Origin of the sequence: Nocardia sp. NRRL S-836 (genome assembly GCF_001279525.1) — a bacterium.
Lineage (GTDB): Bacteria > Actinomycetota > Actinomycetes > Mycobacteriales > Pseudonocardiaceae > Lentzea.
In genome coordinates this window covers 109,015-120,689 of sequence record NZ_LGDY01000116.1, presented here as the reverse complement: position 1 = coordinate 120,689, position 11,675 = coordinate 109,015, and the positions used below count along the sequence as shown (strand labels likewise).

Annotated in this window: 9 protein-coding genes and 1 riboswitch; of the genes, 8 read left to right on the top strand and 1 reads right to left on the bottom strand. The window is 69.7% G+C overall.

Annotation, left to right across the window (positions count from 1 at the left end; all coding sequences use genetic code 11):
- The first annotated feature begins 120 nt into the window (after window positions 1–120).
- The 5 genes from ilvC (at window position 121) to ADL03_RS30100 (ending at window position 8,133) form a co-directional block, all read left to right on the top strand.
- Complete coding sequence (gene ilvC, locus ADL03_RS30120; protein ID WP_053736956.1) at window positions 121–1,134, top strand: ketol-acid reductoisomerase; 1,014 nt, start codon at window positions 121–123, stop codon at window positions 1,132–1,134.
- An 82-nt stretch (window positions 1,135–1,216) separates the two neighbouring features.
- Window positions 1,217–1,480, top strand: coding sequence for a DUF397 domain-containing protein (locus tag ADL03_RS30115; protein WP_053736955.1), 264 nt, complete (start codon window positions 1,217–1,219; stop codon window positions 1,478–1,480).
- Between the two features lie 202 nt (window positions 1,481–1,682).
- Window positions 1,683–3,272 (top strand): phosphoglycerate dehydrogenase, encoded by a 1,590-nt coding sequence (gene serA / locus ADL03_RS30110; protein ID WP_053736987.1) that lies wholly within the window; start codon window positions 1,683–1,685, stop codon window positions 3,270–3,272.
- A 243-nt stretch (window positions 3,273–3,515) separates the two neighbouring features.
- The gene (locus ADL03_RS30105) at window positions 3,516–6,779 is read left to right on the top strand and encodes a S8 family serine peptidase (protein ID WP_197288751.1); all 3,264 of its coding nucleotides are present in this window, start codon (window positions 3,516–3,518) and stop codon (window positions 6,777–6,779) included.
- A 316-nt stretch (window positions 6,780–7,095) separates the two neighbouring features.
- Window positions 7,096–8,133, top strand: a complete 1,038-nt coding sequence (locus tag ADL03_RS30100; RefSeq protein WP_053736953.1) for a 3-isopropylmalate dehydrogenase — start codon at window positions 7,096–7,098, stop codon at window positions 8,131–8,133.
- 69 nt (window positions 8,134–8,202) lie between these two features.
- Here ADL03_RS30100 and ADL03_RS30095 read toward each other — a convergent pair whose 3' ends face one another.
- Entirely contained in the window at window positions 8,203–8,622 is a 420-nt protein-coding gene (locus ADL03_RS30095; RefSeq protein WP_053736952.1) for a YciI family protein, read from the bottom strand.
- 168 nt (window positions 8,623–8,790) lie between these two features.
- A riboswitch (cobalamin riboswitch) is annotated at window positions 8,791–8,863 on the top strand.
- A 55-nt stretch (window positions 8,864–8,918) separates the two neighbouring features.
- Here ADL03_RS30095 and ADL03_RS30090 point away from each other — a divergent pair.
- From ADL03_RS30090 to ADL03_RS30080, 3 genes are read left to right on the top strand one after another with little or no spacing between them, the layout of a single operon-like run.
- Window positions 8,919–9,941: an iron ABC transporter permease gene (locus tag ADL03_RS30090; protein ID WP_255353424.1), complete on the top strand. Its 1,023-nt coding sequence runs from the start codon at window positions 8,919–8,921 to the stop codon at window positions 9,939–9,941.
- Complete coding sequence (locus ADL03_RS30085; RefSeq protein WP_157529470.1) at window positions 9,941–10,681, top strand: ABC transporter ATP-binding protein; 741 nt, start codon at window positions 9,941–9,943, stop codon at window positions 10,679–10,681. The genes ADL03_RS30090 and ADL03_RS30085 overlap by 1 nt, the downstream gene beginning before the upstream one ends.
- A complete protein-coding gene (locus tag ADL03_RS30080; RefSeq protein ID WP_053736950.1) occupies window positions 10,678–11,661 on the top strand; it encodes an ABC transporter substrate-binding protein in 984 nt (327 codons plus the stop codon). The genes ADL03_RS30085 and ADL03_RS30080 overlap by 4 nt, the downstream gene beginning before the upstream one ends.
- Window positions 11,662–11,675 lie beyond the last annotated feature (14 nt).

Below are 11,675 nucleotides of genomic sequence, written 5' to 3'. Positions count from 1 at the left end.
CCTTCGTGTGGATTCGGCGAAGCCCAATCCGCGCGGAGCGGCGGCCGGACGGCAGGCTTCTCGACGACCTCGCCGCCGTCTGCGAAGCAGCGGCAATCAAACAGAGAGAAGGAAACAACTGTGAGCGTCGAGATCTTCTACGACGACGATGCCGACCTGAGCATCATCCAGGGCCGCAAGGTGGCCGTGATCGGCTACGGCAGCCAGGGCCACGCCCACGCGCTGTCCCTGCGCGACTCGGGCGTCGAGGTCCGCATCGGCCTGCAGGAGGGCTCGAAGTCCCGCGCCAAGGCCGAGGAAGAGGGCCTGGAGGTCGGTACGCCGTCCGAGGTCTCCGCCTGGGCCGATGTGATCATGATCCTGGCGCCGGACACGGCCCAGCGGCACATCTACGCGAACGAGATCGCCGCGAACCTCAACGAGGGTGACGCGATCTTCTTCGGCCACGGCTTCAACATCCGCTACGGCCTGATCACCGCACCGTCCGGTGTGGACGTCGCCATGGTCGCCCCGAAGGGTCCCGGCCACCTCGTGCGCCGCCAGTTCGTCGACGGCAAGGGCGTTCCCGCGCTCATCGCGGTCGAGCAGGACGCCTCCGGCAACGCGCAGGCGCTCGCCCTGTCCTACGCCAAGGGCATCGGCGGCACCCGTGCCGGCGTCATCAAGACGACGTTCAAGGAAGAGACCGAGACGGACCTCTTCGGCGAGCAGGCCGTGCTCTGCGGTGGCGCGTCGGCGCTGGTCCAGGCCGGTTTCGAGGTGCTGACCGAGGCGGGCTACGCCCCCGAGGTCGCCTACTTCGAGTGCCTGCACGAGCTCAAGCTGATCGTCGACCTCATGTACGAGGGCGGCATCGCCCGCATGCGCTACTCGATCTCCGACACCGCCGAGTTCGGTGACCTGACCCGCGGGCCGCGCGTCATCACCCCCGCGGTCAAGGAGGAGATGAAGAAGATCCTGGGCGAGATCCAGGACGGCACCTTCGCGAACGAGTGGGTGGCCGAGGACGACAACGGTCGCGCCAACTACAAGAAGTTGCAGCAGGAGGGTGAGAACCACCCGATCGAGGCAACCGGCAAGAAGCTCCGCGACATGATGTCGTGGGTCGACCGCCCCATCACCGAGACCGCCTGATTGGTCTGATGGACTGATTTTCACGACGGCCCGCAGCGCTGTGCTGCGGGCCGTTCGTGTCCATCCGCTAGCTTTCCAGACCATGACCGACAGCGCGCCGATCTACGACAACAAGGCCCACGTGCGCGGCAAGCTGGACCTGCGCGACGCCGTCTGGCAGCGCCCGCCCGGCCCGCCGTCCGAGGGCGGCGACGCCGAGATCGCCGAGGTGGAGCACACCGACGGCGCCACCTACATCGCCATGCGCAACTCCCTGCACCCCGAGTCGGTGCTGGTGTTCACCATGTCCGAGTGGGAGGCGTTCCTGGCGGGTGCGCGGGACGGCGAGTTCAACGAGCCCTGGTGACGCGACCGGATAACCAGCGCAAACCCCGTCCCATCCCACAGGACACCGGCAGTGACCTGAGCCACCCGCCGGAAGACCGCGGCAAGCCCGGTGTCTATGCTCGTTAACAGTCCGGACACATTGCGGTGCCCGGTCGGCGCGGGCCAGCCGCCCCCGACCACGCCCGCGCCCCACGATCCGACCGTTCCTGGGAGCGATGTCCGTGACCAACACGAGCCGACCTGTTGTCCTCATCGCCGAGAAGCTGGCTCCGTCCGTTCTGGACGCTCTCGGTGACGGCGTGGAAGTGCGCCACGTAGACGGCACCGACCGCGCGGCCCTCCTCGAGGCCGTGCAGGACGCGGACGCCCTCCTCGTCAGGTCCGCCACGCAGGTCAACGCCGAGGTGTTCGCCGCGACCCGCAAGCTCAAGGTCGTGGCCCGCGCGGGTGTCGGCCTGGACAACGTCGAGGTGCCCGCCGCCACGGCCAACGGCGTGATGGTCGTCAACGCGCCCACGTCCAACATCGTGTCCGCCGCCGAGCACGCGGTGGCGCTGCTGCTCAGCGTCGCCCGCCAGATCCCGGCCGCGAACGAGACGCTGCAGAACCACGAGTGGAAGCGCTCCAAGTTCAACGGCGTCGAGCTCAACGGCAAGACCGTCGGCGTGGTGGGCCTGGGCAAGATCGGCCAGCTGTTCGCGCAGCGCATCGCCGCGTTCGGCGTCGAGCTCATCGCTTACGACCCGTACGTGTCCGCCGCGCGCGCCGCCCAGCTCGGCATCGAGCTCGTCAGCCTGGAGGAGCTGCTGGAGCGCGCCGACGCGATCAGCATCCACCTGCCGAAGACGCCGGAGACCAAGGGCCTCATCGGCGCCGAGCAGCTGGCGAAGGCCAAGCGCGGCGTCATCATCGTCAACGCGGCCCGCGGTGGCCTCATCGACGAGGAAGCCCTCGCCGAGGCCGTGAAGGAGGGTCAGGTCGGCGGTGCCGGCGTCGACGTCTTCTCGACCGAGCCCACCACCGAGAACCCGCTGTTCAACGTGCCCGGCATCGTCGTGACCCCGCACCTGGGCGCCTCCACCACCGAGGCGCAGGACCGCGCGGGCACCGACGTGGCGAAGAGCGTCGTGCTGGCGCTGGCCGGCGACTTCGTGCCGGACGCCGTCAACGTCCAGGGCGGTGCGGTCGGCGAGGAGGTGCGCCCGTACCTGCCGCTGGTGCAGAAGCTCGGCACCGTCCTCAGTGCACTGTCGCCCAAGGCGCCGACCAGCGTGACCGTCGAGGTGCGCGGCGAACTGTCCAATGAGGACGTGCAGGTGCTGCCGCTGGCCGCGCTGCGCGGTGTCTTCGCGAGCGTCGTCGAGTCGCAGGTGACGTTCGTCAACGCGCCGCAGCTGGCCGAGGACCTCGGCGTGAGCGTGGAGCTGGTCAAGGAGACCGAGAGCCCCAACCACCGCAGCCTCGTCACGGTCAGGGCCGTGCAGGCCGACGGCACGACCGACAGCGTCTCCGGCACGATCAGCGGCATCGCCCAGGTCGAGAAGCTGGTGAACATCAACGGCCGCAACTTCGACCTGCGGGCCGAGGGCACCGTGCTGCTGCTGGAGTACCCGGACCGTCCCGGCGTCATGGGCACCGTCGGCACGCTGCTGGGCGAGGCCGGCGTGAACATCGAGGCCGCGCAGATCAGCCAGACCGGCAACGACGCCGTCATGGTGCTGCGCGTGGACCGCCCGGTGGACACCGCGGTGCTCGACCCGATCGGTGCCGCCGTGGGTGCGCGCACCGTCCGTTCTGTCGACTTCGGATAGTCACGACAAACCGGGAAGGGGTCGCAAAGTCCCCTTCCCGGTGAAGTCGTCGATCACAACGAACGCGTAACAGGAAACTATCCGTAGACAACATTCATACTTTCGGGGCAATCGCAGACACACGATCAGCGATTAGCGTCCCCACGAGGTTGACCCGGTGCCGTAGAGGGCGCGGCACTGCGTGTTCGGGTCGGAAGCACACACCTCGGTTGGGGCTACGTTGTGAAGAGACGATCGAGTCTGGTGGTGTTCTCTGCCATCACCACACTGCTGATCACACCCACCACCGCGCAGGCGCAGGGCGAACCGCTCGCGCAGCCGGTCAAGGGCGCACACGGGCTGGACGCGAAGGCGTTGCAGCTCAAGATCTCGCCCAGGCTGAACTCCTCCGGCGAGGTCACGGCGTTCGTCGCGCTGGACCGCAAGCCTGCCGTGGACGCGTTCACGGAGAAGCAGGGGCAGGGCAAGGAAGCGCAGAAGCAGGCCGCCAAGCAGGCCCGCAGCGACGTGTCGGCCGCCGCCGACCAGGTCGTCGGGCAGCTCAGGACCAAGGACGGCGCCACCAGGGAGCTGTACCGCACCTCCAACGGCGTCCCCGGCGTCGTCGTGACGGCGGACGCGGCCAAGGTGCGCGAGCTGGCCCAGCGCCCCGACGTCGTCGCGGTCTACCCGGTCGTGCCGAAGAAGCGCGACAACTCCAACGCCGTGCAGCTCACCAGGGTCGTCAACACCTGGCAGCAGTACGGCAAGCTCGGCGACGACGTCCGGGTCGGCATCATCGACACCGGCGTGGACTACACGCACGCCAACTTCGGCGGTCCGGGCACGGTCGAGGCGTTCAAGGCCGTCGACCCGCGCAAGGCCGACCCGAACTTCCCGACCGCGAAGGTCGTCGGCGGCCACGACTTCGTGGGCGAGGACTACGACGGGGAGAGCAAGGACCCGGCGATCAACACGCCGAAGCCCGACCCCAACCCGATCGACTGCAACGGCCACGGCTCGCACGTCGCGGGCACCGCGGCCGGCTTCGGCGAGAACGCCGACGGCAGCACGTTCAAGGGCGACTACACCAAGCTCAACGCGGACAGCCTCAACGCGATGAAGATCGGCCCCGGCACCGCGCCGAAGGCCCTGATCTACGCGCTGAAGGTCTTCGGCTGCGAAGGCTCGACCAACGTCACCTCGCAGGCGCTCGACTGGTCGCTCGACCCCGACGGCGACGGCGACTTCTCCGACCACCTCGACGTGGTCAACCTGTCGCTGGGCTCCGACTACGGCGCACCCGACGACCCCGACAGCCTCTTCGTGAAGAAGCTGTACCGCGTCGGCGTCATGCCGGTGTTCTCCGCGGGCAACGGCGGCGACCTCTACGACATCGGCGGCTCGCCGGGCAACACGCCCGAGGCGCTGACGGTCGCGTCCGTGCGCGACTCGTACGTGCTGCGCGACGGCGCCGAGGTGCCCGGCCAGGGCCTCAAGGCCGGTCAGTACAGCCAGAACTTCACGGGCTACCTCGGCTACGACAAGACGCTGCCCGCCGTGAAGGTCACCCAGGCGGGCAACGCCGACGGCTGCCTCCCGATCACCGACGCCGTCGCCGGCAAGTTCGTGTGGCTGGAGTGGGACGACAACGACGCCACGCGCCGTTGTGGTTCGGCCGCACGGGCGAACAACGTGCAGGCCGCAGGCGGCCAGGGCGTGCTGCTGTCGTCGACGCTGAACAACTTCTCGGCGGGCATCGCGGGCAACGCCGGCATCCCGATGTTCCAGTTCACCGGTGACGCCACCGCCCAGGTCCGCCCCGCGCTGAACGCGGGCACGCTGTCCGTGCGCCTCGCGGGCGTGCTGCGCACCTCGACGCCGACCTACGACCAGTCCATCTCGGACACCCCGAGCTCGTTCACGAGCCGCGGCACCCGCGGTCAGTCGATCAAGCCGGACGTCGCGGCGCCCGGTGACACGATCTCCTCGACCGCCGTCGGCTCCGGCAACGACCGCTCGGTCATCTCCGGCACCTCGATGGCGTCCCCGCACGTCGCGGGCATCGCGGCCCTGGTGCGCCAGACGCACCCGGACTGGACGCTGGAGGAGGTCAAGGCCTCGATCATGAACACCGCCGGTGCGGACGTGAAGGAGAACGGCAAGACCTTCGCCCCCAACCGGGTCGGCACCGGCCGCGTGGACGCCAAGTCCGCGCTGGACAACCAGGTGCTGGCGTTCGTCGAGGACGACCCCGGCTACGTGAGCGCGAACTTCGGCACCGTCGAGGTCTCCCGGCCGGTCGCGAAGACCAAGACGATCAAGATCGTCAACAAGTCCACCAGGGCCGTCGAGTACCAGGTCGGCTACACCGCGGCCACGACGATCCCCGGCGTGAGCTACGTGCTCTCGCAGGACCGGGTCAAGCTGAGCCCGCGCGGCGTCGCCCGCGTCAAGGTGACGCTGAAGATCGACGACCCGAAGGCGCTGCGCAAGACGATCGACCCGACCGTCGTGACGACGCAGCTCGACGTGCCGCGCCAGTTCATCGCCGACGCCTCCGGCCGCGTGACCCTCACGCCGACCGCGGGTGCCACGGTGCCGCTGCGCCTGTCCGTCTACGCCGCGCCCAAGCCGGTGGCGGACATCAGCACGTTCCCGTCGCTCAGGTTCCGCGGCAACGACAAGCAGGCCGTGCTCAACCTGAACGGCCGCGGCGTGGACCAGGGCACCGGCTCGCAGGCCTACCGCTCGCTCGTGAGCGTGCTGGAGCTGCAGGCCTCGTCGCCGAAGCTGCGCGACTGCCGCCGCAACGTCACCGAGAACTGCGCGCTCAACGAGACCGCCAAGGGCGGCGACCTGCGCTACGTCGGCGCGGCCACCACGGCCCCGCTCGCCAAGGCCCAGGGCAAGCCGGAGGAGGCGCTGCTCGCGTTCGGTGTCGCGACGTGGGGCAACTGGTACAGCCTCGGCACCAACACCGTCCCGTTCATCGACATCGACACCACCGGTGACGGCGTCGCGGACTTCGAGACGCACGCGGCGCGCCTGACCGACACCGACCTGCTCGTGGCGACCACGGTCGACCTCAAGACGGGTCAGGAGGTCGACATCCAGCCGATCAACGGCCAGTGGGGTGACGTCGACACGAACACCGCCGACACCAACGTCGCGGTCCTGCCGGTGCTGCTCACCGCACTCGGCATCGACCCGGCGAAGGACACCGCCCGGATCTCGTACACGGCCGGCACCACCGGCTACTACGTGGCGCCGGGCAACGCGAACGGCCTGATCGACGTGATCGACCGCCCGCTGTCGTTCGACCCGCTCAAGCCGGGGCTGTGGGTGCAGGGCGGCGGCGACGCGGCACTGTCCTACGTCGCCAAGCCGGGCACCGCACTCGTGGTGAACCGGGACGCGGCGGCGCTGCGGCTCGACAAGTCCGACGGCCTGCTGGTGCTCAACCACCACAACGCCAGCGGCGACCGCGCGTCGGTCGTCACCGTCCGAGGCGGCGGCCGCTCCTAGCCCGCTCCTCCGACGTTTGCCGAACGCCACGCGGGGACCTTCCGCACGACAGGATCGTGCGAAAGGTCCCCGCGTGGCGTTGCGGTGAACGTGGTGTCACAGCGTGGAACTGCCGGGCGTCACCCCTTGACGCGACCCTCTTCCTGCGATCGAGTGACACTCGAAAGTGCGAAATGGGCCGTGTGGGTGTCCCGCAGTACGGGAGAGAACACCCCGAAGGGGTGTCCGGCATGCGGCGGGTGGCCGTGATGCCGGTAGCCTTTCGCGAAGGAAAGTAGTCCCACCAATTGGGGACTGACACCTGGGAGGTGTGTGGATGCGGCTCGCAGTGATCCCAGGAGACGGGATCGGGCCCGAGGTCATCGCTGAGGCCCTGAAGGTCCTCAACGAGGTCGTTCCGGCGGCCGAGATCACTCGCTACGACCTCGGCGCGGCGCGCTGGCACGCCACGGGAGAGTTGTTGCCCGAGTCGGTGCTGGGCGAGCTCCGCCAGCACGACGCGATCCTGCTCGGCGCGGTGGGCGACCCGTCGGTGCCGAGCGGAATTCTGGAGCGCGGGCTGCTGCTGCGGCTGCGCTTCGAGCTCGACCACCACGTGAACCTCCGCCCGGCTCGTCTCTACCCCGGTGTCCGCAGCCCGCTCGCGGACCCGCCGGAGATCGACATGGTGGTGGTGCGCGAGGGCACCGAGGGCCCGTACGCGGGCAACGGTGGCCTGCTGCGCAAGGACACCCCGCACGAGATCGCCACCGAGGTCTCGCTCAACACGTCGTTCGGCGTGGAGCGCGTGGTCCGGGACGCGTTCGCGCGTGCGTCGGCCCGTCCGCGCCGGCACCTGACCCTGGTGCACAAGACGAACGTCCTCACCCACGCCGGCTCGCTGTGGTCGCGCGTCGTGGAGGAGGTCTCGCTGCAGCACCCGGACGTCACCGTGGCCTACCAGCACGTGGACGCGGCCACGATCCACCTGGTCACCGACCCGGCCCGCTACGACGTGATCGTGACGGACAACCTGTTCGGCGACATCCTGACCGACCTCGCCGCCGCCGTCACGGGTGGCATCGGCCTGGCCGCGTCGGGCAACCTGGACGTGACCCGCCGCAACCCGTCGATGTTCGAGCCGGTGCACGGTTCGGCGCCGGACATCGCGGGCCAGGGCATCGCCGACCCGACCGCCGCCGTGCTGTCGGTCGCGCTGCTGCTCGACCACCTCGGCGAGCACGAGGCGTCCCGGCGGATCGAGGCGTCCGTGGCGTTCGACCTCGCGACCCGCGACCACCAGTCGCCGGGCGCGACCTACGCGATCGGCGACCGCCTGGCCGCCCTCGTGTCGTCGAACGTCCGCACGGGCTGACGCTTTTCCGGTTGCCACGCGGGGCGCTTTCGCACGGTCGGATCGTGCGAAGGCGCCCCGCGTGGCGTTTCACAGCTGGCCGGTCGACTCGCGCCAGGCGCGCTCCCGCTGGACCCACTCGTTGTCCTGCGGGAACTCGTCGATGGTGGGCACGCGGCGGATCTCGGTCTTGAAGCCGGGCCCGGTCATCGGGGCGCGCCTGGCCCACTCGACCGCCTCCTCCTTCGAGGCGACGTTGATGATGTAGAAGCCGTTGAACAGCTCCTTGGTCTCGCCGTACGGCCCGTCCGTGACGACCGGCGGTTCGGACGAGAAGTCGACGACCACGCCCTCCGCCGGGTCGGCGAGCCCCTCGGCGGCCAGCAGCACACCGGCGCGGATCATCTCCTCGTTGTACCGGCCGACCGTCTCCAGCATCTTGTCGAAGTCGAACTCGCCCATGCTCGCGAAGGCCTCGTCGGTGGCGCGCCAGATCATCATGAACTTCACGGTGTGGCTCCCTGCTCGTGTTCCGCTTGCTGACATCCCGAGGTCGAACGGGCGGGGCACCGGATCGACACGGCCGCCGAACTTTTTTGAAGATTTTCTGTTCGCGCAGGTGACGGCCTCCGGCCGGCCCGTCCGGCGCGCGGGTTAGGCTGCGTGACGTCGTGCGTGGGGGAAGACCGGTCGAAGTCCGGCGCTGACCCGCAACGGTAGGTCCCCGGCCAGGGGACGAGCCCGAATGCCCGCACACGGCAGACAGAGGACACCAACTCCTGCCGTGGACTGCGGGAAGGGCACATGTGACCGGGAAGATCTGCGCGCTCGTCGGCGTGCTCGTCGTCAGCATCGTCGCGGGCGTGGCCCTGGGGCCCGTCTCCGTCCCGTTCGGCGTCACCGCCGACCTGCTGTGGCAGGCGCTCACCGGCGGCACCGTGCCCGTCGGCCGCGCCGGGCAGTACCACATCGTCTGGGACATCCGGTTGCCCCGCGTGCTGCTCGCTGCGGTCGTGGGCGCGGGTCTGAGCGCGGTCGGCGTCGCCATCCAGGCGATGGTCCGCAACGCGCTCGCCGACCCGTACGTGCTCGGCATCTCCTCCGGCGCGAGCGTGGGGGCGACGGCGGTCGCGACGATGGGGGTGCTGTCCGGGCTGGGCGTCTACGCGCTGTCGACGGGCGCGTTCCTCACCGGGCTCGGTGCCACGGCGCTGGTCTACCTCACCGCGCGGTCGAGCGGCGGGCTCACGCCGTTGCGGCTGGTGCTCACCGGGACCGCGCTCGCGTACGGGTTCTCCGCCGTCGCGATGCTGCTCGTGTTCCAGGCACCGCACGGCGAGGCGGCACGCGCGGCGATGTTCTGGTTGCTGGGCAGCCTCGGCGGGGCGGACTGGCGGTCGCTGCCGGTCGCCACGGTCGTGACCGCCGCCGGGATCGTGTACCTGATGGCCAAGGCGCGGCCGTTGAACGCGCTGGCGATGGGGGACGAGACCGCGACGACGCTCGGCGTGGAGGTCAACCGGTTCCGCACACACCTGTTCGTCGTCACCGCCGCGATCACGGGCGTGCTGGTGGCCGTCAGCGGCGCGGTCGGGTTCGTCGGGCTGATGCTGCCGCACTTCACCCGCATGGCCGTGGGTGCAGATCACCGCAAGGTGCTGCCCTTGGCGCCGCTGGCCGGTGCGAGCTTCCTGGTGTGGGTGGACGTGGCCGCACGCATGCTCGCCGCGCCCGAGGAGCTGCCGCTGGGCGTCATCACGGCCGCGATCGGCGTGCCGTGCTTCATCTTCCTGATGCGCCGCAAGTCCTACGTCTTCGGAGGCCGCTGATGCGCGTCGAGGCCGACGGCCTGACCGTCCGCGGCATCATCGACGACATCTCGCTGCACGCCGAGAACGAGGTCGTCGGCATCGTCGGCCCTAACGGCAGCGGCAAGTCCACCACGCTGCGCTGCGTCTACCGGGCCCTGAAACCCGACGCCGGCACGGTGCTGCTGGACGGCGCGAGCGTCCACAAGCGACAGCACCTCGCCCGCGACCTCGCCGCGCTGACCCAGGAGTCGCAGGTCGAGTTCGACTTCACCGTCGCCGAGATCGTGGAGATGGGCCGCCTGCCGCACGAGCGCGACCCGGCCCGCGACCGCGCCGTGGTGGCCGAGGCACTGGCCACTGTGGACGTGACGCACCTCGCGGACCGCAGCTTCCTCAGCCTGTCCGGCGGTGAACGCCAGCGCGTCCTGATCGCCCGTGCCGTGGCGCAGCAGCCACGCGTGCTCGTGCTGGACGAGCCGACCAACCACCTGGACATCCGCCACCAGCTGGACGTCCTCTCGCTCGCCCGCGGTCTCGGCGTCACCGTGCTGACCGTCCTGCACGACCTCAACCTCGCCGCGTCCTACTGCGACCGCCTCCTCGTGCTCGACCAGGGACGGCTGGTGGCGTCCGGCACGCCCGCGGAGGTGCTCGTGCCCGAGCTGATCGCCAAGGTCTTCCACGTCACCGCACACGTGGTCGCCCACCCCACGACGGGAGTCCCACAGCTCCTGTTCGACCAGGAGGAAACCCGTTGAGAACCGCACTCGTCACCGCCGCGCTGCTGCTCGTCTCCGGCTGCGGCGCCACGGTCGCGCAGGACACCACGTCGGGCGACGGCCCGGTCACCGTCACGAACTGCGGTCAGCAGGTCACGTTCGACCGGGTGCCGTCCACAGTGGTCACCAACGACACCGGCATCACCGAGCTGATGTTCGCGCTGGGGCTCTCCGGCCGGATGGCCGGGTACGTCGTGGACGGCGCCAACACCGCGGACCTGCGGACCTCGCCGTGGAAGGCGGACTTCGACCGGACCCGCAAGGTCGCCGACAAGATCTCCAAGGAGGTCGTGCAGGGCGTCAACGCCGACCTCGTGTTCGCAGGCTGGAGCTACGGCTTCAGCGAGAGCACCGGCTTCACGCCGGAGTCGTTGAAGCAGCTCGGGATCGGCAGCTACGTGCTCACCGAGTCGTGCCGCAACGGTGCCGGCAAGCAGCGCGGCATCATGCCCGCGCTCGACGCGCTCTACACCGACCTGCGCAACCTCGGGAAGATCTTCCGCGTCGAAGCCAAGGCCGAGGAGCTGATCCGCGGCTACCAGAAGCAGATCGAGGACGCGGGCAAGCTCATGGCGGGCAAGCCGCGCCCGAAGGTGTTCCTCTACGACAGCGGCCAGGACCAGCCGTTCACCTCCGGCCGCAACGCCGCGCCGCAGGACGTCATCGCGAAGGCCGGTGGCGACAACGTCTTCGGCGACCTCGACGACAGCTGGACCACGGTCAACTGGGAGGCCGTCGTGCAGCGCGACCCCGACGTCGTGCTGATCGTGGACTACGCCGACGGCGAGGCGAACACCCCGCAGGACAAGCAGCGGTTCCTGGAGGGCTTCGCGCCGCTGCGGAACTCGCCGGCGGTCAGGAACAAGCGGTTCTTCTCGTTGCCGTACGCGGCACTGGTCGAGGGCCCGCGCAACCCGGCCTCGGTCGAGGCCTTCGCGCGGTACCTGTCACAGGCGTGAACGCGTGACCAGAT

Excerpts from the sequence above, each read along its gene's own strand:
- ADL03_RS30115 (WP_053736955.1), top strand. The coding sequence starts at position 1,217 with ATGACCGACAGCGCGCCGATCTACGACAACAAGGCCCACGTGCGCGGC.
- ADL03_RS30100 (WP_053736953.1), top strand. The coding sequence starts at position 7,096 with ATGCGGCTCGCAGTGATCCCAGGAGACGGGATCGGGCCCGAGGTCATC.
- ADL03_RS30085 (WP_157529470.1), top strand. The coding sequence starts at position 9,941 with ATGCGCGTCGAGGCCGACGGCCTGACCGTCCGCGGCATCATCGACGAC.